Below are 23,089 nucleotides of genomic sequence, written 5' to 3'. Positions count from 1 at the left end.
TTATGAAGATCAGTTGCGAAGAGGCATCGAGCATTTGTGACAAGTCACAGTATAAGGAGGCAAGCTTTTGGGATATTTTCAAGCTGCGCATCCATCTATTGTATTGTAAGGCTTGCAAGGCCTATTCGAAAAAGAACAGTGAACTCACTTCCATGTGCGATCGTGCCGGGCTCAATATGCTTTCCAAGGACGACAAGGACCAGATGAAAAGGGATCTGGAGAAAAAACTCTAAACATAACGCTCGATTCCCCAAAATAGCAAGAACCAAAAAATGGGAATGGCCTCCACCCAAAAGGACACAAAATAGCGCGTCTGCATTTTTTTGTTGGCCAATAATACCGTAATCAGAACTAGGGCCAACAACAACCGTAGGCCAATTTCCAAGGGATGGATGTCATCCTTGAGAAAAGTAAGGCTAAAGAAAAGTACGGTCAAAACAACACCCAGTCTTTGGGTGCTTTTAATCCCCAACACTTGGGGCAGTGTCCGCAAACTTTTATCATCCCACTGCAAATCCCGTATTTCAAAAGGCAAGATCAAAACCAGCACCAATAAAAATCGTTGGATAAAGGTGATCCAAAAATCCCAGTTCAACGGTAGTCCTGCATCCAATAAGGGCAACAACACGGTAAATCCTGCCCAAACAAAGGCCACAATATAAATTTTAAGTCCCGCCAAATTTCTGAGGTTCTTTGCCCTTGGCAAAAGAGGCACCGCATACAATGCAGACAAATAACCCAAAATAAGGGTGCCCCACCAAATTTGGGCATCCAATTGCACCAAAAAATAAAGGGCTCCGCCAAAGGACGCAAAACTGAATAGCTGTATGGTTTTATGGTAGGCATTCGAGACAATGAGATACTTGTAGGCCTCTACTCCATATTTGATGAAATTATAGCATACGATCACACTGAAAAAAATGAAGCCCAAAAGATCCAGATCGGAAAATGTGTCGAACAAATGAAAGGTGACCCCGGCCATGGCCAACACCGACAAAGCCACATGGATACTGGCATCCAGATAAAAATCAAATAGGGCTTTCAGCGTTTTCATGGGATTGATATCAAGGTCCGTTAAAAACGGTTGATCAGTGGTTAACAACTTTGGTCGACCTCCATTCAAAAATGGCCATTTTCATCGAATTAATCCCTAATTTTGTGCACTTTATTGGATTGAACATGAACACAGAAGTTTTTGCCGCCAGACACATAGGCATTACGGAAAACGACATGCCCCGCATGTTGCAAACGATTGGAGTGGACAGTTTGGAACAACTTATTTCCGAAACCATTCCTGACGACATCAAACTGAAACTACCCCTGGAACTTCCAGCAGGTATCAGTGAGCATGAATTCTTGGGCCACCTGCAGGAATTGGCACAAAAAAATAAAATATTCAAGACGTATATCGGATTGGGTTACCATGAAACCCTAACGCCATCCGTCATCAAAAGAAACATCTTGGAAAATCCGGGATGGTATACCGCCTACACCCCCTATCAGGCAGAAATAGCACAAGGCCGATTGGAAGCTTTGCTCAATTTCCAGACCATGATCACTGACCTTACCGGCATGGAAATCGCCAACGCTTCCCTGTTGGATGAAAGTACCGCCGCTGCCGAGGCCATGACCATGTTGTTCGATGTACGCGGCAGACAGCAAAAAAAGGACGGCGCCGTAAAATTCTTTGTTTCTGAAGAAGTATTGCCACAAACCTTGGATCTTCTAAAGACAAGAGCTATACCTTTAGGTATAGAGTTGGTTGTGGGCAACCACCAAACCTTTGACTTTTCAACTGCCTTTTATGGTGCTTTGTTGCAATATCCAGGAAAACATGGCCAAGTTCACGATTATGCTGAATTTGCGCAAAAAGCCAAAGAGCAAGAGATCAAAGTGGCCGTTGCAGCCGACATTTTAAGCTTGGTATTGTTGACACCTCCCGGAGAATGGGGAGTGGATGTGGTAGTGGGAACAACACAGCGCTTTGGAATTCCATTGGGCTATGGCGGTCCACATGCTGCCTTTTTTGCCACCAAGGAAGAATATAAACGAAGCCTCCCTGGACGAATCATTGGGGTTACCAAGGATACGGACGGCAACCGCGCCCTACGAATGGCGTTGCAGACCAGGGAACAACACATAAAAAGGGATAAGGCGACTTCCAACATTTGTACCGCACAGGTATTATTGGCGGTTATGGCCGGTATGTATGCCGTATACCATGGTCCGAACGGATTGAAATTTATCGCCAATAAGGTGCACAATGCCACTAGATTATTGGCAAAAGGACTCGAATCCATTGGTTTGGAGCAAGTGAACACCGCCTATTTTGACACCATTAAGGTACGGTTCAACAATACGAACAAGTTGCGGGAGATCTGTGAAAGCAGGGAGATCAACTTGAATTATATCGATCAGGAGACCGTTTCCATTTCCTTGAACGAGGCTACTTCCGACGAGGACATCAAGCTTTTGCTTTCCTGCTTCATCGTTGCCCAAGGCGACAAAAAGGATATTTCGTTTACCAGTGGCATCAAGGAAGTTATTCCTGCCAATTTACAACGAAAAAGTACCTTCTTGGAGCACGAGGTATTCAATGCCTATCATTCCGAAACCGAATTGATGCGGTACATTAAAAAATTGGAGCGCAAGGATTTGGCATTGAACCATTCCATGATCTCTTTGGGAAGCTGTACCATGAAATTGAACGCAGCCTCCGAAATGTTGCCACTGAGCTGGCCACATTGGGGCAACATCCACCCCTTTGTTCCTTTGGAACAAGCCCAGGGCTACCAAGAGGTATTGAAAACCCTTGAAGAACAATTGAATGTGATCACCGGATTTTCGGCTACCTCATTACAGCCCAACTCGGGTGCACAAGGGGAGTATGCCGGACTTATGGTGATCCGTGCCTATCACGAGTCGCGTGGTGAAGGACATAGGAACATCTGTTTGATACCCGCCTCCGCACACGGTACCAACCCAGCTTCTGCCGTTATGGCCGGAATGAAAGTGGTGGTTACCAAGACCGATGACCAAGGAAATATTGACATGACCGATTTGGAGGAAAAAGTACACCAGCATGCCGATAATCTGGCCGCATTGATGGTCACCTACCCTTCCACACACGGAGTTTTTGAATCGTCCATAAAACAGATAACCAAATTGATCCACGATAATGGCGGACAGGTGTATATGGACGGTGCCAATATGAACGCCCAAGTTGGTTTGACCAATCCGGCAACCATTGGGGCCGACGTATGCCACTTGAATTTGCACAAAACCTTTGCCATTCCCCACGGAGGTGGTGGTCCCGGTGTTGGACCAATCTGTGTGGCAGAGCAATTGAAACCGTTCTTACCTTCCAACCCTGTGGTAAAAACGGGAGGCAGTGAAGCCATTACAGCCATTTCCGCTGCTCCTTGGGGCAGTGCCTTGGTGTGTTTGATTTCGTACGGATACATTAAAATGTTGGGGGCCGAAGGGTTGACCAATGCCACCAAAGCGGCCATTTTGAATGCCAACTACATCAAAGACCGCTTAAAAGGTAAATTTGATGTACTCTATACCGGGGAACGCGGTAGGGCTGCCCACGAAATGATTGTGGATTGCCGTCCTTTCAAAGCCAATGGTATTGAAGTTACCGATATCGCCAAACGTTTGATGGATTATGGTTTTCACGCACCAACGGTATCCTTCCCAGTGGCGGGTACGTTAATGATCGAACCCACTGAAAGTGAAAGTTTGGCCGAACTTGATAAGTTCTGCGATGCCATGCTGTCCATTCGCGCAGAAATTGATGAAGCATCTGCTGATGAACCCAATAATGTATTGAAAAATGCACCCCATACCTTGGGCATGTTGACCAGCGATACCTGGGACTTTCCGTATTCCAGGGAAAAAGCGGCCTATCCATTGGCCTATGTGGCCGAAAATAAATTTTGGCCCAGTATCCGAAGAACCGATGAGGCATTTGGGGATCGTAATTTGATCTGCACCTGTGCCCCCATCGAGGAGTACATGGAGGCGTAAAAACCGTTATAAATACTGATATTAAGCCCTGATCATTCATTTTGTTCAGGGCTTTTTCTATCTTTTACCCATTGCAAATCCCTTTTGGACATTGTAACACGTATTATGCATGCATAATAACCAAAAATGATTCGCGTAACTTGAATCAAATTGTACCTCGATATGAAAATAGGCATCACCGGCACAGGTTGCTACATTCCTTCCATCATCACCAAAAATGAAGATTTTTTAAACCACAAATTTTTGGAGACCGATGGCTCTGCGTTTGGGCAATCCAACACCGTAATTGTGGAAAAGTTTAAGGCCATTACTGGCATAGAAGCACGTCGTTATGCCAAACCGGAACTCAAAACGTCGGATATGGGCTATCTCGCAGCAGAAAAGGCGATAAAGGATGCGGGTATCGATAAGGAGACACTCGATTACATCATTTTCGCGCACAATTTTGGCGACCTTACCCCTGGAAAAATCCAAGGGGACACCTTACCCAGTTTGGCCACAAGAGTGAAGCACCTGTTGCGCATCCAAAATCCGAAATGCGTTGCCTACGATCTTATTTTCGGTTGCCCAGGTTGGATCGAGGGCGTGATTCAAGCCTCGGCTTTCATCAAAAGTGGCATGGCGAAAAATTGCTTGGTCATAGGCGCAGAAACCCTCTCCAGAGTTATTGACCCCTATGATCGCGACGGTATGATTTTTTCCGATGGAGCGGGCGCAACCGTGTTGCAAGCTAATCCCGAATCCGGTGAAATCCTTTCGCATGCCTCGGTTACCTATGCCAATGAGGAAGCCTACTATCTCTATTATGATAAAACCAATAGCCCCAAGGGCTGTACGGATACACGCTACATTAAAATGCAGGGACGTAAAATCTATGAATTTGCCTGTGTGAATGTCCCCAAAGCCATGGCCGAATGTTTGGACGGCAGTGGAGTGGCCATCGATGATGTAAAGAAAATCTTTATCCATCAAGCCAATGAAAAAATGGACGAAGCCATCATCAAACGATTCTATAAAATATATGGCAAGGAGGTACCCGCCAATGTGATGCCCATGAGCATCCATGAATTGGGCAACAGTTCCGTGGCAACCGTTCCCACGCTATACGACATGGTGTTGAAAGGTGAGTTACCGGAACATGAACTTCAAAAGGGAGATGTTGTGATCTTTGCAAGCGTTGGTGCCGGAATGAACATCAACGCAATCGTTTATCGTTATTGATTTTTTTGACTTAAAATCAACAATTCAATAACTGGAGTCGAATCGAGGTTAAGTGTCATCCATGAATTTTTGACACGAATTATATCAATTGACACGTACAGATATACCTATTCTACTCCTTTTTCCTTAATTCGCCAAACATCAAAACTAATTTGGGAATTGTAATTTGTTTTTTGGAATTTTAACCCATGTACGAGAACAACTTTCCCAATAAACGCTACAGACATACCTTGGCGTTTTTGCAGAAACACATCAACACCACCGAGACCATTTTGGATTTGGGCGTGGAAAATCCTTTTACGGAAATCATGAAATCGAACGGGTATACCGTTTCCAACACCAAAGGTGAGGATTTGGACGTGGATTTTTCCACCGTGACCCAATCGGATGCCGATGTGGTGACTGCTTTCGAAATTTTTGAACATTTGGTGGCCCCTTACAATGTGTTGAAAGAAATAAAATCCAACAAATTGGTAGCCAGTATTCCCATGCGACTCTGGTTTTCTGCGGCTTACCGAAGTAAAACCGACCCTTGGGATAGGCACTACCACGAATTCGAGGACTGGCAATTTGATTGGCTCCTTGAAAAAGCCGGGTGGACCATAAAAGATTCGGCCAAATGGACCAATCCTACCAAAAAAATTGGATTTCGACCCTTGCTCCGCTACTTCACCGATCGCTATTACATTGTTTACGCAGAACGATAGGTCCGCTCAATTAGCAGTAAACAATTATCAAAGTTCAATATTGCCTTGTCATTTTGAGCGTAGTCAAGAAATTCTAAAGATTTACTCTGTGCCTGTAAATTCGATATCATTTGTCTTCGCCTTTTTAATTGGATTCTTCAATCACTTTGTTCTTTCAGAATGACAACAAATGACAATTCCTGTCTCCTGTCTCCTGTCTCCTGTCTCCTGTCTCCTGTCTCCTAAACATAAACTTAAACTTCTTTAGGTTTTATAATTTCTTTTTTGGAATTTTAGCACATGCGAATCAGCATTGTCATTCCCGTCCATAATGAGGCAACTTACCTCAAATCCTGTTTGGATTCCTTCGTGGTACAGACCTACGTGCCCCATGAGGTAATAGTGGTCGACGATAATTCTTCCGACAACACGTTTAAGATTGCTCAGGTGTATGCCCATCGATACGATTGGATCAAGGTCATCCAACGCGAATCGACCGATGTGCACATCCCCGGTAAAAAAGTGGTGGACACCTTTAATTTTGGATTGCAGCACACTTCCGAATTTGATTTGATCGGAAAGTTTGATGCCGATATCGTTTTACCGCCCAACTATTTTGAAACCATGGTGAACCAATTCCAATCCAATTGGATGCTGGGCATGTGTTCGGGACTTCTTTTTATAAAAAAGGGTGATGCTTGGGTCCATGAAAACATCGCGGACAAAAACCATATCCGTGGCCCGATTAAATTGTACCACAAGGCTTGTTTCAACAAAATTGGTGGTTTACGACCAGGGGTGGGTTGGGACACGGTGGATACCTTACTGGCCAAATTTTACAAATTTGATACATTGACCGTACCGGAACTGCACGTAAAACACCTTCGCCCAACCGGACAGGGGTATAGCACTAAAAAATATCAAGCCAAAGGGGAAGCGTTGTACAAAATGCGATATGGAATTGTCTTGGCCAAAATCGCAGCTTTAAAAATGGCCTGGCAGGCCAAAAGTCCCATTTTATACCTTCAAATGGTAATGGGTTATCTCATTGCCTGGTTTCAAAACAAACCACGCTTTGTTTCCAAAACAGAGGGAAAATTTATTCGTAACTATCGCTGGAAGGGGATTTGGTCGAAAATATAACTACTCAAACTCCAACACCTCCCCAATCGGTTTCCCGGTAGTGCCATTCGGGAAAGCAATGCCCAACAATGCCGAAATGGTCGGTGCAATATCAGGTATTTCGGTCCGGTTCACCGTGCTGCCCTGCTTTATGCCCTTACCAAAAAGCAACAAAGGGGAATGGGTATCGTAAATCTGCGGGGAACCATGGGTAGAACCTGTTTTGCCGTAAGAAATAAACCCTGGATTGGGCACGATCAGCACATCACCCGAACGTTTTTGATTGTAACCGTTCTGCAAAATGTACGGAATACCACGGGTATATTCATTGGCCCACATTTGATGGCCGGTGTACACTTGTCCAATACCTTCGTAAGACAATAGTTCCTTTGCCATTTCTTCTTGTGCAATTACAATATCGATGTCCAAATTGGATAAAATCCTATGATCCAAAAACAATTGATAATTGGACAAGTTTTTCACCATTTCCGTAGTGCCGTATTTGTATTTCAAAAATTCATTGAATTTTTCCTTCATCCCATTCATATCCAAATACCCAGCTGGGATTTTTTGGTCTTGCAGATAGGCCGGCACATTTATGGCCGCATGATCCGCGGTCAGGAATACCGTATACTCCCCTTCGCCCACTTTCTCATCAAGCTCGCTGAACAAGCGGGCCAAATCTTGATCCAAACGAATGTAGGTATCCTCAATTTCCTTGGAGTTTACCCCATAAAAATGGCCTACATAATCCGTGCTGGAATAACTGACTGCCAAAAAATCGGTGATGGCGTCCTTTCCCAAATCTTCTCCTTCCAAAGCAGCCAATGCAAAATCCGTGGTCATGCTATTTCCGTATGGACTTCTTCTCAACAACTCGAATTCGCCATTGGTCTCCCACAGTTTGGGGAAATCATGGGGAAAGGTAGTGGTGGTCTCACCCTTTTGCAATCCTTCGTAGGAATTGGCATCGGTTCCACTCTCCACATAGGTTTCGATAGGCCTTAATGTGGTCCACGGTTTTTTGTATTGCTCCACCGCATCCGATGCATTGAAATCCACAACCCATTGTGGCAAGGCATCCATATAATAGGAACTTGTAATCCAATTTCCGGTGGCGCCCCCCTCAAACCAATAGGCGGCATTGGCCGAATGACCCGCTGGCAAAATGGCACCACGATCCTTCAGTGCCACTCCAATTACTTTTCCGCGTTGTTGGGTATGCAAACGCAATTGATCGGTAATCGTTGTGGTCAACATACGGTGGGGTGACATCTGTCCGGCAGCCGAGTTGGTACCCACGGAAGTCATAGTATCATCTCCAGCACAATAGACCATTTTATCCGCTTCCTTATCGTACCAATCGTTTCCTATGATTCCATGCATGGCCGGAGAAGTGCCGGTATAAACGGAAGCATGGCCAGGACCTGTACTCGTGGGAGCATAATTGAAATGATGGTTCTTACAGTTAAATCCTTCGTTCACCATACGCTTAAAACCCCCTTCACCATATTGATTCCAAAAGCGGGTGAGGTAATCATAACGCATTTGATCTACCACAATGCCCACTACCAATTTGGGAGTTTGGGCGATAAATTCGGTGGTTTGCACTTCAACAGCATCTTTCTTTTTGCGCTGTCCGAAGGAAAAGCCAATGGCACAAATCAGTGAAATCGTAACAAGAAGGTTGGTCTTTTTCATGAATAGGATTTAATCAAACAATGGCAAAGCTATTCAATAACCCCTTTAAAATGTTTAAATCAAGGTTAAATGCTGGACAATATTCTTATTTTTATCAACTCAAGTCCAAATAAACGCATGAAACACCTAGAAGCGATTGGAAAATACTTCATCATGATCTGGGAGGTTTTCAAGAAACCGACCAAATGGCCGATCATGAAAACCCTGATCTTAAAGGAAATCGATGACTTGATCTATGGCGCCATGGGTATCATCGTTTTTATTTCCTTTTTTATCGGTGGGGTGGTCACCATTCAAACCGCATTGAACCTAAACAGTCCATTCTTGCCCAAAAGCCTTATTGGTTTTGCCACCAGACAATCCGTTATTTTGGAGTTTGCACCTACGTTCACCTCCATCATCATGGCAGGTAAAGTGGGGTCGTACATCACGTCCAGTATAGGCACCATGCGGGTAACCGAGCAAATCGATGCCTTGGAAGTTATGGGCGTCAACTCATTGAACTATTTGGTGTTTCCAAAGATCATCGCCACCATGTTGTATCCCTTTGCCGTGGCCATTTCCATGTTCGTTGGGGTAACCGGGGGATGGGTAGCCGCCGTTTTTGGTGACTATGCCCCCAGTGGTGAATTCATAAAGGGATTACAAATGGATTTTGATTCGTTCCACGTTACCTATGCCTTTATAAAATCAGTGGTCTTTGCCTTCATCATTGCCACGGTGCCCTCTTTTCATGGGTATTACATGAAGGGTGGCGCACTCGAGGTGGGCAAGGCCAGTACCACATCCTTTGTGTGGACCAGTGTGGTCATCATCATCGTGAATTACATACTAACCCAATTGCTTCTTGGCTAATGATCGAGGTAGACAACATACATAAATCGTTCGGTGACCATCATGTACTTAAAGGTATTTCCACTGTTTTTGACAAAGGAAAGACCAACTTGATCATTGGACAGAGTGGTTCGGGCAAGACGGTTTTCTTGAAGTGTTTGTTGGGCCTTTTTGAACCTGATGAAGGAAACATTTGCTATAATGGCCAGTACTATTCCGAATTAAGTGCGAAGGAGCGCCGGAACCTTCGGCAAGAGATGGGGATGGTATTTCAGGGCAGTGCCCTTTTCGATTCGATGACCGTGGAAGGCAACGTTATGTTTCCCTTGGATATGTTCACCAACCAGTCCAAATCGGAAATGCAGGACCGGGTCGATTTTGTATTGAAACGTGTGAACCTCATCGATGCCCACAAAAAATATCCGGCAGAAATATCGGGGGGCATGCAAAAAAGGGTGGCAATAGCCCGTGCCATTGTGATGAATCCAAAATACTTGTTCTGTGATGAACCCAACTCGGGCCTCGATCCCAAAACGGCCATCTTGATCGACAACCTCATACACGAAATTACCCAGGAATACGATATCACTACGGTAATCAATACCCACGATATGAACTCTGTGATGGAAATCGGTGAAAAAATCGTGTTCTTAAAAAATGGTTTTAAGGAATGGGAAGGGACCAACAAGGAAATCTTTAAGACCGATAACCAGGCCGTAACCGATTTTGTATACTCCTCAGAACTGTTCAAAAAGGTACGGCAGATGTATATCGAAGAGCGCAACTAGGCTTATTCCACCTCTTTGATCACCAAAGTGCTGTCCTGTATTCTCAACTTTAACCAAGCGAGCATTTTTTTGGAATCCGCCTCCTTTTGGCTGTTACGTACCCCCTCTTTCCATTTAACCTCAAAAACCGGAACTGTATCCAGCTTTTTGAAATCTGTTTTGACCTGATAAGAAAAGCCCAGTTCGGAAATGTTCTCGTAATTGGCCTTGGCCTCGGCACTGACTTCCCTAAATGGAATCTGCTTACCGGCATTTTTGGTCAAAGTGGCCACTTCAGCCTCCAACAAACGGATTTGTTCATCCTTGTTCAGTAGTTCCGCCTTGTTTTTCTCGTAGAGTTCGCTCACATAATTGAACTTTTCTTCCGAGTCGTCCTTACCCCCTTGGATGATATGCAATTCAGAATTTTTCAATCTTGAAAACTGGTTCTTTTGGGTCCTCCAGGTATTGATGACATTGTCCGGAACCAATTCGTCGCCCATGAACACAACCTCAATCAAGGAAGTACCATCGTCCACATAATCCAACTTGGTCAGGTTATCCACATATCTTCCAGCGCCTTCAAACTGATAGACCTCCACGGTTTCTTTTAAAAATTCCTGTGCTTGTTTTGTGAACAGGGATTCTTGAAATACTTTGTAAAAAGTAAATCCAGCCGGAATCATTACCAAAATACCGGTAATGGATGCCATTCGTGCAATGAGCCGCCTTCTGTGGGAATTGGCGTAACGCACCATGGGAAAACGCAAAAACTTGATGACCAAGAACGTGGCCAATCCAATAAATATGGTATTGATGATGAACAAGTACATGGCCCCTGCTGCATACCATGGCTTTCCAATGGCCAATCCGAAACCAACCGTACAAAGGGGCGGCATCAGAGCTGTGGCAATCGCTACACCAAAGATAACACTGGCAATGGTCCCCTTTTTTGCCCGGGCAATCACAAGGGCAAGTCCACCAAAAAAGGCAATGAGCACATCACGAATATCCGGTTTGGTTCGCGCCAAAAGTTCCGAGGATTCATCCCGTAATGGAAATAGGTAAAAGAACAAAAAAGCAGTGATCACACTGAGCACCACCATTACCGCAAAGTTCTTCAAAGACCTTCGCAACGTATCAATATCGTTAATGGCCAAGGACATCCCCATTCCCAAAATAGGTCCCATAAGGGGCGAGATCAACATGGCACCGATCACAACTGCAGTAGAATTGGCATTTAAGCCGATGGAAGCAATAAAAATGGAACAGACCAAAATCCAAGACGTATGCCCCTTGAAGGGAATATCCGCCGTAATGGACTCTTTGGTGGCCACAGCGTCGGTATTGGTGCGGATTTCCAAAAGCTCCGATAGAAACTTCCGGACACTGCCCAAAAGTCCTTTCAGGTCCTTTTTCACCTCTTCACCACTATCTTGGCCCTGAGAGGCTCCCTCTTTTGAACTGTTCTCTATCATATATTATGCGAACTGGTCGCCAAATTTGTCCTTTACTTCTCCCAACACCTTTTTAATATCTTGTTGTTTGGCCTTCGGATAAATCAACAACACCTCTTCCTTATCCACAATGATATAATCTTCAAGCCCATCCACAACTACTATTTTGCCTTTGGGTGACCGGATCATATTGCCCTTGGCGTTTTCCAAGACCACTTGTGCATTCACCACGGCATTGTCCGATGCATCCTTATCCAGTTTATCGTACAGTGCCCCCCAGGTTCCCAGATCATTCCAATCGAAGGTAGCGGGCAGGGTGTAAATGGCGTCGGACTGTTCCAAGATAGCATAATCTATGGAAATGTTGTCGGCCTTCGCATAGTTTTCCTGTATAAAAGCACGCTCTTCTTGCGTATTGTAACAGGAAATGCCACCGCCAAACAATTCGTATTGTGAGGGCTGATAGTTCTTAAAAGCGTTCACAATGGTTTCCACACTCCACATGAAAATCCCGGCATTCCAAAGGAAATTGCCTTGGGCCAAAAATTCCTTCGCTGTTTCATAATCGGGCTTTTCCCGAAATTGGGACACTTTTTTCAATTTTTGGTCACTTCCTTTTTCAAATTCGATGTAGCCAAATCCTGTATTGGGAAAAGTGGGTTGGATCCCCAATGTACAAAGCACGTTCTCCTTTTCACACTTATCGAAACAAGCTATCACATCGTTTTCGAATGCATCCTCATCCTCGATCCAGTGGTCGCTGGGCGCCACGATCATCACCGCATTCGGGTTCATCTTCTGAATTTTAAGGGAAGCGTACAAAATACATGGGGCTGTATTTCGCATGGCGGGTTCCAACACGACTTGATCGGGTTTTACCTTTGGTAATTGTTCCAATACCAAATCATTGTACCGCTCATTGGTCAATATCAAGATATTTTCCGTGGGAATAAAACGGTTCAACCGATCAAAGGTCTTTTGAATTAGGGTCTTGCCACTCCCCAGCATGTCGTGGAACTGTTTAGGGTTTGCGGTTGTACTTACGGGCCAGAATCGAGATCCCACCCCTCCTGCCATCAATACGGCATAATAATTTTGGTTCATTCTTTGTAATTTTTCAATTTCCTGAGGCTGCATCCCTCACCAATTCCACTTCGGCATTCGGTTGAAACAAATATACCCGTCCCGATGAAAGTTCGACACATTCGTACCGTTTCACCTTGCGTTCCCCTTTTTGGAACAACTTGCCATTATACAGTCTAAAAACACTTCCAAACGGAAGTTCATAGACATAGCTGTTGTTCCGTTCTTTTTCATCAAAAGCCTTTAGGGCAATGGACAATCGGGCATCGGTGCTGCTACTGGCCTTTGGGTTCTTAAAATGGTTCGCAATAATAGGCAATAATTGCATGGGAAACACCTCTGGCCGGATAAATGGAACCATTAAATGTTGAAAGGTACGTTTCCATTCGGTACCGTGGGGTTTTATGCGACGACCATAGGTCTCTATGGCCACCAAATGGGCGATTTCATGGATAAGCGTGATCAGAAAACGATACTTGTTCAAAGATGCATTGACAGTGATCAGGTGCAACCCATTGGGCATTTTCCGGTAATCCCCATGCCGTGTTACTCTATGGTCCACAATTTTCAAATGCACCCCATGTGTTTTGATGAGTTCAAAACAGGGATCTACGGCACGTTCGGGTAAATATTTTTGAAGAGTAGTGTTCATGGATTCGTCAAACGAAATTAGCCATTCATCAATTATTAAGGCTTTTGCCCAACCAAATTTAACATCTTTAATTGGGCTTAACGTATCAGAATTGGGCTAGTTAACCACAGAAATTATCATTTCAGACTTAAAATTTATGAATCGTAAACAATTACTTCTCCTTTTGCTAATTCTAGAATTTCCAATTTTTAATGGGCATGGCCAAATATCCGGCTCACATCTATGGGAGTTACAAAGCTGTTTTACGCTCGATCAAAACAATGAAGATGGAGTAACGATAAATGTCACGGAACCCGGTAATTTTTCCATACAGTACACCGGTGAATATTTATCCATATCAGGCAACTTTCCGACTTGCGACTGCTATTGTTCTTCTACCATCAAAGCGTTTGGTGACACTGAAGACTATACGTTGATCATGCAGGAAGAAAACGGTTGTGACATGTCAAAAGGAATCCACTCCAATAAATCTATTTATAGCATTTTGCCATCAGAAATATTTTCACTCGAATCCTTCACCAATGATGGAAAAATATCTTCTGAAATAGACTTTGCTATTTATACCTTAAATGTTGAGATACCTGTTAATGGCGATGAGATTTTTGTATACTTAACATTGATTCCTTTTGGAAATTTTATAGAGCACCCATCATTGATTCTACCCTCAACCATCAGGCTCGAAGGCAATTCAATCAATAGTGAAGTACTTGTCAAAACCAAGGAGGTTATTTTAAAGCTAACAGATGATTCCACAATCGACTACTTATTAAATAAGAAGTTTGATGAAATTTCCGTAAATGACAAAAACATACTTAAGTTGGAAATCAACGAAGAAGGACCATGGCCCGTCAAATCACTTGATGAACTTTCCGAAAAACTATTCCTATTAAAAAATATATATGATGTAAATAAGCAGGTTGATTTCACAAGTTTTTCTTTAAAGTGGAACGGAGACACAAATAGGTTTGAGTTTCTTAACATCCAAAAGGATGATTCTAAAGAAAATCCAAAACCCCAATCCTTTAAAGAATTTATTCTTATGGGAAAATACTTCATCCCAACATGCTAAAAAATATCAAGGCGTACTATTGCTCACCTGTAACAACTTTCCATTGTATAGTTTTTTTCCATTCAAGGCAAAATCTTTGATGTAGGTGGCCATTTCCACAGCCGTTACCGGAGCTTGGTATCCCGGAAAAGCCTCTTCCAGCATTTCCGTTTGCACGGCTCCCAAAGCCAACACATTGAAACTGGGACCTGTGTCCTTGAACTCTTCGGCCCAGAGTTCGGTCAACGTAATCACTGCTCCTTTGCTGGAACTATACGCGGACAATCCCGGAAACTTTACACTGCCCTGAACGCCCCCCATGGAACTGATGGTGACCACATGCCCGTTCTTGCCCATTTGGGGCAGTACCGTTTTGGTGATTTCCGCCACACCGAACACGTTTACTTTGTAAACGGCCTCGAATTCGTCCGCTGTGATTTCTTCAAAGGGTTTGTTCACCAATTTTCCCGCATTGTTGATGAGCACATCCACCACATGCCATTGTTTCAGAAATTCTTTGACCTTTTCAAAATCGGTTGGATTGCCCAAATCGAACGAAAACGCATGTACATTGGATAATCCCAACTCCAATACCGGTTTGGCATTCCGTGACAAGGCCAGTACCTGATGGCCTGCTTGGGCAAACAATTTGACCAATTCCAATCCTATTCCCCTACTGGTTCCCGTGATGATAATATTTGCCATTGTAATTATAGTTTGTCATTCCTGCGAAGGCAGGAATCCAATACCAATTGTTTATTTCTATTTTGCTCTACACTTATGGCACGAATAGCCATGAAAAACTCCAGACTTTACCTTTCTCCATTCCCAATACTTCCAACACCTGATATGTGGATTTCCCAACCTTTACAAGAGGTTCGAAATGACACCTATTCACTTAGCTTAATCTCCTGAATGGGTGCATTGGCAATACCTTCCAACACCGGAATCATCTTGTTCACCACCTTGGCCATGTGCTCAAAATCCATTAGGTCCGGTTCATCACCCACTTTGTGGTAATGGTTAAAATTGGTGAAATCGAACGTACAGAAGGTATGGGACGGTACTCCAAATTCTTGGTGGAATGCATAATTGTCCGACCGTTGGTACAGGTTGTATTCCTTGGCGGTAGGCAAAAAACCTATCAGGTTTTCCTTTGCATAGGTGTTGCTTACTTCAGCCAAGTTGGATCTATTGTAGCCTGTGATGTACATAAAATAATCCTTGCCAATCATTGGAACGCCTGTCATCTCAAAATTGAGCATGGTATAGAGATTCAAATCTGCCTCCTTAAGCTTTTTCGCCAAATGCTTGGCCCCAAGCAGTCCTTTTTCCTCCGCGCTGAACAAAGCAAAGATGATCGTGCGTTTATTGGTTTTCTGCTTTCCAAAGTATCGGGCTAATTCCAGAACTGTCGTTGTTCCCGAAGCATTGTCATTGGCTCCATTGGCAATGGCATCTCCGTTTTCCATGTCTATGATCCCAATATGATCGTAATGTGCCCCGATTACAATAAACTCCTTTTTCAATTCGGGATCGGACCCTTCCACAACACCCACAATGTTGTATGCCGGCTTTTTAAAATTGGACAGGGTATCCCGATACGCTTCAAAATAGGGCTTTAAACCATACGAACGGAAATAGTTTTCAATGTACTTGGCTGCCATTTCGATACCCTCACTTCCGGTATCCCGGCCCTTCATATCGTTGGAAGCCAAATAATGCATCATTTCCCCAATACGCCCGGCATCGGTAAACGGAGTTGTAGTCTTTGTTGTTTCGGAAATGGGTTCCCCAGCCGGTTGGGCCACCTGCGTTGTTCCGCAGTTCAATGCGAACAGGGCTACCAAACTATACCATACAATTTTCATGTCTATCGTTTTTTGCATTTTCTAAAGATAAAAAAAGCATCCTAAAAAGGATGCTTCCATTATTACGTTCTCGACTGCTATTGAACCGACAATCGATGAAGTGATTTTATGCCAACATGGTCACAGGGTTTTCCAGATAAGCCCTCAATGTTTGAAGGAACTGGGCCCCTGTGGCACCGTCCACTGTTCTGTGGTCACAGGCCAAGGTAATCTTCATGGTGCTTCCCACTACGATCTGGCCATTTTTTACCACTGGCTTGTCCACAATTGCCCCTACCGACAAAATTGCTGAGTTGGGTTGATTGATAATGGAGGTGAACTCCAAAATACCGAACATGCCCAGATTGGATACGGTAAATGTACTGCCCTCCATTTCGTCAGGTTTGATCTTTTTGGTTCTGGCACGTCCTGCCAAATCCTTGACGGCAGTACCCAATTGGGACAATGTCAATTGATCGGCAAATTTGATTACCGGTACCACCAAGCCTTCATCCACGGCCACGGCAACACCCATGTGCACATGGTGCTTGTACACCGTGGTATCCCCGTTCCATGAGGTATTTACCTGTGGGTGCTTTTTAAGTGCCATGGCACATGCCTTTAGGACCATATCGTTGAACGATACCTTGGTATCGGGCAACTCATTGATCTGAGCACGTGAAGCCTTGGCATTGTCCATATCCACCTCAATGGTCAAATAGTAATGTGGTGCGGAGAATTTGGATTCACCCAAACGCTTGGCAATCACCTTACGCATGGTTGAATTTTTTACTTCCTCCATACTTTCTTCGCCAACTGGCAAGGAAATTGGAGCTACTGGGGCAGCAGCCGTTTCAGTTGCAGCGGCAGCTGGCGCGGAGGCAGTTTTGGAAGGTTGGTAGTTCTCTACGTCTTTCTTCACAATTCTACCGTGGTCACCGGAACCTTTCACATCGGCCAAGTTGATGCCTTTGTCACTGGCTATTTTCTTAGCCAATGGGGAGGCGAATATGCGTTGACCGTCATTGGTAGTGGTTACGGTTTCAGTTGGGGCTGAGGCTTCCGTTTTTGTGGGCTCCTCGGCCTTGGTTTCGGTTGCTGTACTGTCTGCGGATGATCCACCGCCTGCTTGTGCTTTCAATACGGCATCCACATCTGTTCCTTCGGGACCAATGATGGCCAAAAGGGAATCAACCGGGGCACCTTCCCCTTCCTGAATGCCTATATGGAGTAACGTTCCAGAATAGAAGGATTCAAATTCCATGGTGGCCTTGTCCGTTTCGATCTCGGCCAAAATATCGCCTTCTTCCACTTTATCGCCTACCTTCTTCAACCAACTGGCCACGGTTCCTTCTTCCATGGTATCGCTCAATCGGGGCATGGTCACAATTTCCACTCCTTCAGGAATGGCAGCTGACGAACCGGCAGCGGCAGGTTTAGCCTCTGCTTTTGGAGCTGGTTCTTCCTTTTTATCTTCCGCAGCAGGAGCTGCGTCACTTCCGTTCAACAATGAAGAAATATCTTCCCCTTCATCACCAATGATGGCCAACAGGGAGTCCACCGGGGCACCATCGCCCTCTTGGATCCCAATATGAAGAAGCGTTCCTTCGTGAAAGGATTCAAACTCCATGGTAGCCTTATCGGTCTCGATTTCGGCCAATATATCTCCTTCTTCAACTTTGTCCCCTACTTTTTTGAGCCATTTTGCCACGGTACCTTCCTCCATGGTATCGCTCAATCTAGGCATGGTGATTACTTCTGCCATCTAGCTATAATTTATGTGATAAAAATGGATAGTCTTCTTGTTCGTAAACAACGTCGTACAATTGTTCGATCGGTGGGAAATCGGATTCTTCCGCAAATTTTTCACACTCATCCACCAATGCCTTCACACGCTTGTCAATAACCTTTATCTCATCTTCGGAGGCATAACCTTTTTCCAAAATGACGTCCTTAACCTGTGTGATGGGATCTATTTTTTTGTACTCCTCTACTTCTTCCTTGGTTCTGTAATGCTGTGCATCGGACATGGAATGACCGCGGTAACGGTACGTTTTCATTTCAAGGAAAGTTGGTCCACCGCCCGATCTTGCGCGTTCAATGGCCTTGTCCATTTCCTTGGCAACAGCAGCTGGATCCATTCCGTCAACAGGACCACAGGGCATTTCGTAGCCCAAGCCCAATTTCCAGATATCCGTGGTGTATGCGGTACGAGCCACTGATGTTCCCATAGCATAACCGTTGTTCTCACAGATGAAAACCACGGGCAACTGCCAAAGCATGGCCAAATTGAACGACTCGTGCAACGAACCTTGTCTTACCGCACCATCACCCATATAACAAAGGGTAACAGAATCGCGTTTAAAATACTTATCGGCAAATGCCAATCCGGCGCCCAATGGAATTTGTCCACCCACGATACCGTGACCACCATAAAAACGGTGCTCTTTGGAGAAAATATGCATGGAACCTCCCATTCCCTTGGAAGTCCCGGTTACCTTTCCATACAATTCGGCCATTACTTTTCTGGGATCCACACCCATTCCAATGGGCTGCACGTGGTTCCTGTATGCAGTGATCATACGGTCCTTGGTAAGGTCCATGGCATGCAAGGCACCTGCCAGAACGGCCTCCTGCCCATTGTACAAATGGAGAAAGCCCCTTACTTTTTGTTGAATATATACAGCGGCCAATTTGTCCTCGAATTTCCTCCAGAACAACATGTCCTCATACCATTTTAGGTAAACTTCTTTGGTGATTTTTTTCATCAACGGTTGAATTAATTGAATTTTCCCTGTCGTGGGGAACAGCAAAAATACATATATATCTCTTTTGGAAAAAGATTTGGATTAAGAATCGCCCAAAAATGAATTGTTGAATGCCAAGGGCAAAATATCGGCCATGGAACTGCATTTGTAAATGGGGCCTTTTTCTGCTTTGAGCAAAATAGTGATGGGCGATTGCTGTTTTTGTTCGTATTCCATAATGGCCTGCCTACAATTGCCACAAGGGGCGGCAGGTTGGTCCACTACATGATCCATGGCAGCAGCACTGATGGCCACTGCTTTTATGGCCACACCAGGGAACCTTGCCCCGGCCTGAAAGATCGCCACGCGCTCCGCACAAAGACCCGATGGATAGGATGCATTTTCTTGATTGTTTCCGATCACGGTCTCACCATTTTCGAGGAGCACCGCTGCCCCCACCTTAAAACGGGAATAAGGCGCATAGGCATTTTCACGGGCAGCTTCGGCCGTGTGTAACAATTTTTGCTCGTTTTGTGACAACTCATTGTCATGCTCAAAAACGAACAGATCAAAGGCAATTCTCTTTTTCTCCATGTGATCGGGCTATGTCCAAAAATAAGAAAACCTGTCCATGGGGACAGGTTCTTTCCTTTATATTTTTAGCTGTTTAATCGTTGAAAAATTCCTCACCAAAATTAAAGGTCAACGAAAAACGCAAGGTGTTTTCCAATGGGTTCTTTACTTGTGAAGTGGAGAACAGGTACGAAAGGTCTATCTGGGCCGATTTGAATTTGAACCCGGCACCCAAGGTGAAATATTTACGGGCCCCTTTTTCAGGACTTTCGTTAAAGTAACCACTTCGCAGCATAAAGGCCTCACGGAAACGGTATTCCGCTCCCAATGCCCAAGTAACCTCTTTCAGCTCTTCACTGAATCCATCCGGGGCATCTCCGAAAGACTCGAATATTCCACTGAAAAAACCAATATTTTGGTACTCATCATTATCCTCGGCAGTGATCTGGCCATCCCCGTTAAAATCCCGAGGTGTGGGCACCAAAAGTTTATTGAACTCGGTATTGATCGCCAAGACATTGTCCTGATCGAATATGAAATCGAACCCGGCACCAAATTTTAAATTGGTCGGCAAAAAGTTTTCCTGTCCGCCCTCATCATATTGAAGGGACCCACCGATATTGGAAATATTGAATCCCAATCTCCATCGGCCATCAAAATTGCTGTAGGCGATTTCTGGTGACCTATAAAATCCGGCAATATCTACTGCAAATGCGTTGGCCGCCTGTGAATCCTGGGTACCGTCCTGAAACCTGAGATTGGAACTGATGAACCTACCGCCAACAGCCATCGAAAAACTCTGGCTCAATTTTAGGGAATACGATCCATCGAGGGCAAACTCATTGGGTTTTACCAAGGTGGCCTCTTGATCTATGGTTTGGCGGAGTTCAATCTCACCCAAACCAAAATAGCGCAATCCGAAAGCGAAGGCACTTCGATCGTTCAATTTATTGAAATAGGTGGCATTCAACAGGGAAACATCGTTTACAATGGTCTCCAAATAGGGCGTATAACTTATACCAACCCCCATTTTTTGGGTGGCAAAGGCATATTTGGCCGGGTTCCATTGCTGTGAATACGCATCAAAAGAGGTGGCTACGCCCATATCGCCCATACCGGATGCCCTAGCATCTGCCGCAATGGTCAAAAATGGAACTGCTGTGGTAATCGCTCTCTCCTGTTGTGCTCTGATCTGTGGGGCCAGGACCAAGAACACTACGAAAATGAGTAACTTTTTCATTCGAAGTTTTTAGCGTTTAGTAAAGTTCACGATCCAAAAAAAGCTTCGGATACATAACATGTTAAACGATGGATTGGCGAAATTCTTATAAAGCAAGGTATATTTTTACATCTTTTTTAAATTAATTACCCTATAAAGCAATCATCATACATCAAATACACGTTAAAAGGTGAATGGTCGATACTATTTTGCTTCCCTTTCCGTTAGAAATGTGTAGCCATTGCCAAAATTGCAATTGCCACAAATATTTGATCAACACAAAATATAATGGCAAAAACGTCGTTTTAATGCCATTGAAGGATTAAAAAAATCAAAACAAGTTGAAGTTACTGAGGGCCCAAAAACCCTAAGTATAAAGTACTCAAGCCCAAATTATGAAAAAACACTTTATCAAAGTTGTACTTTCTTGCGCTATTGTGATGGGAAGTTTTTCGAGCTGTAAAAACTCCGGATCTTCCAAGGATATCTCCAGAGCCACCGGTTGGAAAATCAACGCCAAAGAAGGAGGATTCCAATACAATTCCGATTTCAAGGAACAGGAAACGCCTCCAGGAACTGTTTTTGTGGAAGGCGGAACCTTTACCAAAGGTAAGGTACAGGACGACATCATGCACGATTGGAACAACACGCCTACGCAACAACACGTACAGTCCTTTTATATGGACGAGACCGAAGTTACCAATGTCATGTATTTGGAGTACTTGGATTACTTGAAAGAAGTATATCCACCGGAAAATCCAACCTATGCCAATATTTATCTCGGTGCCTTGCCCGATACCTTGGTTTGGAGAAACCGATTGGGCTTCAACGAGACCATGACCAACAACTACCTACGTCACCCAGCCTATGCGGAGTATCCCGTTGTTGGTGTGAATTGGGTTCAGGCCACCCAATATGCCGAATGGCGTACCGATAGGGTGAACGAAGCCATGTTGGAAAGGGAAGGCTATTTGGCCGATGATACCAAATACAAAGTGTTGAACGGTGAGGTAAACGGTACTTTTAGCACCGAGGCCTACCTGAACAACCCAGAATCGGTATACGGTGGTGAAATTGACTCCCTTCAAGGAAAACAGAAACGCGATTCGATCAATGCCTTTGCCAAACGAAGCAGCGGTGTGATCATGCCCGAATATAGACTGCCCACCGAGACCGAATGGGAATATGCTGCCCAAGCCTTGGTAGGATCTAGGGAATACAACAACTACAGAGGAAGAAAAAAATATCCTTGGGAAGGTGACTATACCCGAAACGGACAACGTGTTGGACGTGGGGATCAGTTGGCCAACTTTAAGCAAGGAAAAGGTGATTACGGCGGAATTGCCGGTTGGTCCGATGACGGTGCCGACATCACTGCCGAGGTTAAATCATACAAGCCGAACGATTTTGGTCTTTACGACATGGCCGGTAACGTAAGTGAATGGGTTGCCGACGTATATCGCCCCATTGTGGACGATGAAATCAGTGACTTTAACTACTACCGTGGCAACGTGTTTATGAAGAAAGCCATCGGTGAAGACGGAAAAGTCGAAATTCTTACAGATCAGATTGTATACGACACCTTGCCCAATGGTAAAATTGTGGCCATCAACCTTCCTGGTGAAATCAAGGAAGTACCTGTTGGCGATCAAGAAACCTATTTAAGGACGAATTTTGACCAAAGTGACAACCGTGGGTATCGCGATGGTGATCCAGGATCGTCCAGGTTCCTATCCAAATTCAGTGATGAGGATGAGAACAGAAAAATGTACGATTCACCACAGTTTACCGTGGAGCGTGATTCCACCGGAAAATTGATCCGTGAGTACGATACTTCCAATTACAGAACCACATTGATCAACGATGAAGTTCGTGTGTACAAAGGAGGTTCTTGGAGAGATCGTGCCTACTGGTTGGATCCAGCACAAAGAAGATACCTACCACAATATATGGCCACTGACGATATCGGTTTCAGATGTGCCATGTCCAGGGTGGGATCAAAATCCAAATCGAAGAACAAAACAGTTCGCCACAAAAAGGCGAAATAAATTGAGCCAACTTATTTTTGAAGCTCCGATCTTTGGTCGGAGCTTTTTT

20 protein-coding genes are annotated in these 23,089 nt (G+C 44.5%); 9 read left to right on the top strand and 11 right to left on the bottom strand.

Annotated elements, in window-relative coordinates:
- Positions 1–2 precede the first annotated feature (2 nt).
- Positions 3–233: a hypothetical protein gene (locus EO131_RS14585; RefSeq protein WP_127023812.1), complete on the top strand. Its 231-nt coding sequence runs from the start codon at positions 3–5 to the stop codon at positions 231–233.
- Here the strand turns inward: EO131_RS14585 and EO131_RS14580 are convergent.
- On the bottom strand, positions 230–1,054 hold the full coding sequence (locus EO131_RS14580) for a UbiA prenyltransferase family protein (protein WP_127023809.1): 825 nt from the start codon (positions 1,052–1,054) through the stop codon (positions 230–232). The two genes, EO131_RS14585 and EO131_RS14580, sit on opposite strands and share 4 nt — an antisense overlap.
- A 125-nt stretch (positions 1,055–1,179) precedes the next feature.
- Between EO131_RS14580 and gcvP the strand changes: the two genes are divergently transcribed.
- The 4 genes from gcvP to EO131_RS14560 all read left to right on the top strand — a co-directional run bounded on the left by gcvP (position 1,180) and on the right by EO131_RS14560 (position 7,082).
- Positions 1,180–4,032: an aminomethyl-transferring glycine dehydrogenase gene (gene gcvP, locus EO131_RS14575; protein WP_127023807.1), complete on the top strand. Its 2,853-nt coding sequence runs from the start codon at positions 1,180–1,182 to the stop codon at positions 4,030–4,032.
- A gap of 162 nt (positions 4,033–4,194) precedes the next feature.
- Positions 4,195–5,253, top strand: a complete 1,059-nt coding sequence (locus EO131_RS14570; protein WP_127023804.1) for a 3-oxoacyl-ACP synthase III family protein — start codon at positions 4,195–4,197, stop codon at positions 5,251–5,253.
- Positions 5,254–5,441: 188 nt separating this feature from the next.
- The gene (locus EO131_RS14565; RefSeq protein WP_127023801.1) at positions 5,442–5,960 is read left to right on the top strand and encodes a class I SAM-dependent methyltransferase; all 519 of its coding nucleotides are present in this window, start codon (positions 5,442–5,444) and stop codon (positions 5,958–5,960) included.
- A 279-nt stretch (positions 5,961–6,239) separates the two neighbouring features.
- Positions 6,240–7,082: a glycosyltransferase family 2 protein gene (locus EO131_RS14560; protein ID WP_127023798.1), complete on the top strand. Its 843-nt coding sequence runs from the start codon at positions 6,240–6,242 to the stop codon at positions 7,080–7,082.
- Here EO131_RS14560 and pafA read toward each other — a convergent pair whose 3' ends face one another.
- Positions 7,083–8,762, bottom strand: a complete 1,680-nt coding sequence (gene pafA, locus EO131_RS14555) for an alkaline phosphatase PafA (protein ID WP_127023795.1) — start codon at positions 8,760–8,762, stop codon at positions 7,083–7,085.
- Between the two features lie 117 nt (positions 8,763–8,879).
- Here pafA and EO131_RS14550 point away from each other — a divergent pair, with 117 nt between their 5' ends.
- Positions 8,880–9,617, top strand: coding sequence for an MlaE family ABC transporter permease (locus tag EO131_RS14550; protein WP_127023792.1), 738 nt, complete (start codon positions 8,880–8,882; stop codon positions 9,615–9,617).
- Positions 9,617–10,384, top strand: a complete 768-nt coding sequence (locus EO131_RS14545; RefSeq protein WP_127023789.1) for an ABC transporter ATP-binding protein — start codon at positions 9,617–9,619, stop codon at positions 10,382–10,384. Before EO131_RS14550 ends, EO131_RS14545 begins: the two co-directional genes overlap by 1 nt.
- A 2-nt stretch (positions 10,385–10,386) precedes the next feature.
- Here the strand turns inward: EO131_RS14545 and EO131_RS14540 are convergent, their stop codons facing one another.
- Genes EO131_RS14540 through EO131_RS14530 form a run of 3 tightly spaced genes read right to left on the bottom strand, consistent with a single transcriptional unit; the run spans position 10,387 to position 13,555 of the window.
- Positions 10,387–11,841 (bottom strand): DUF389 domain-containing protein, encoded by a 1,455-nt coding sequence (locus EO131_RS14540; RefSeq protein WP_127023786.1) that lies wholly within the window; start codon positions 11,839–11,841, stop codon positions 10,387–10,389.
- A gap of 3 nt (positions 11,842–11,844) precedes the next feature.
- Complete coding sequence (locus tag EO131_RS14535) at positions 11,845–12,924, bottom strand: mannose-1-phosphate guanylyltransferase (RefSeq protein WP_127023783.1); 1,080 nt, start codon at positions 12,922–12,924, stop codon at positions 11,845–11,847.
- Positions 12,925–12,937: 13 nt separating this feature from the next.
- On the bottom strand, positions 12,938–13,555 hold the full coding sequence (locus tag EO131_RS14530; RefSeq protein WP_127023780.1) for a SprT-like domain-containing protein: 618 nt from the start codon (positions 13,553–13,555) through the stop codon (positions 12,938–12,940).
- Between the two features lie 418 nt (positions 13,556–13,973).
- On the opposite strand from EO131_RS14530, the gene EO131_RS14525 reads away from it, so the two are divergent.
- Complete coding sequence (locus EO131_RS14525; protein WP_127023777.1) at positions 13,974–14,624, top strand: hypothetical protein; 651 nt, start codon at positions 13,974–13,976, stop codon at positions 14,622–14,624.
- Between the two features lie 6 nt (positions 14,625–14,630).
- Here EO131_RS14525 and EO131_RS14520 read toward each other — a convergent pair whose 3' ends face one another.
- The 6 genes from EO131_RS14520 to porV all read right to left on the bottom strand — a co-directional run bounded on the left by EO131_RS14520 (position 14,631) and on the right by porV (position 21,013).
- Positions 14,631–15,308 carry an SDR family NAD(P)-dependent oxidoreductase gene (locus tag EO131_RS14520; RefSeq protein ID WP_127023774.1) on the bottom strand — a complete coding sequence of 226 codons (678 nt, stop codon included), beginning with the start codon at positions 15,306–15,308 and terminating at the stop codon, positions 14,631–14,633.
- Between the two features lie 185 nt (positions 15,309–15,493).
- Positions 15,494–16,474 carry a M28 family metallopeptidase gene (locus EO131_RS14515; RefSeq protein WP_127023771.1) on the bottom strand — a complete coding sequence of 327 codons (981 nt, stop codon included), beginning with the start codon at positions 16,472–16,474 and terminating at the stop codon, positions 15,494–15,496.
- 106 nt (positions 16,475–16,580) lie between these two features.
- Positions 16,581–18,218: a pyruvate dehydrogenase complex dihydrolipoamide acetyltransferase gene (locus EO131_RS14510; RefSeq protein WP_127023768.1), complete on the bottom strand. Its 1,638-nt coding sequence runs from the start codon at positions 18,216–18,218 to the stop codon at positions 16,581–16,583.
- A 4-nt stretch (positions 18,219–18,222) separates the two neighbouring features.
- Positions 18,223–19,221 carry a pyruvate dehydrogenase (acetyl-transferring) E1 component subunit alpha gene (gene pdhA, locus EO131_RS14505; protein WP_127023764.1) on the bottom strand — a complete coding sequence of 333 codons (999 nt, stop codon included), beginning with the start codon at positions 19,219–19,221 and terminating at the stop codon, positions 18,223–18,225.
- An 81-nt stretch (positions 19,222–19,302) separates the two neighbouring features.
- On the bottom strand, positions 19,303–19,794 hold the full coding sequence (gene cdd, locus EO131_RS14500; protein ID WP_127023761.1) for a cytidine deaminase: 492 nt from the start codon (positions 19,792–19,794) through the stop codon (positions 19,303–19,305).
- Between the two features lie 73 nt (positions 19,795–19,867).
- Positions 19,868–21,013, bottom strand: coding sequence for a type IX secretion system outer membrane channel protein PorV (porV, locus tag EO131_RS14495; RefSeq protein WP_127023759.1), 1,146 nt, complete (start codon positions 21,011–21,013; stop codon positions 19,868–19,870).
- Positions 21,014–21,387: 374 nt separating this feature from the next.
- Here porV and gldJ point away from each other — a divergent pair, with 374 nt between their 5' ends.
- Complete coding sequence (gldJ, locus tag EO131_RS14490) at positions 21,388–23,040, top strand: gliding motility lipoprotein GldJ (protein ID WP_127023756.1); 1,653 nt, start codon at positions 21,388–21,390, stop codon at positions 23,038–23,040.
- Positions 23,041–23,089 lie beyond the last annotated feature (49 nt).

Origin of the sequence: Flagellimonas beolgyonensis (assembly GCF_003992615.1) — a bacterium.
In the GTDB taxonomy this organism is placed as follows: Bacteria; Bacteroidota; Bacteroidia; order Flavobacteriales; family Flavobacteriaceae; genus Flagellimonas; species Flagellimonas beolgyonensis.
The sequence above is the reverse complement of the archived record's forward strand: the minus strand, read 5'-3'. Positions and strand labels throughout refer to the sequence as shown.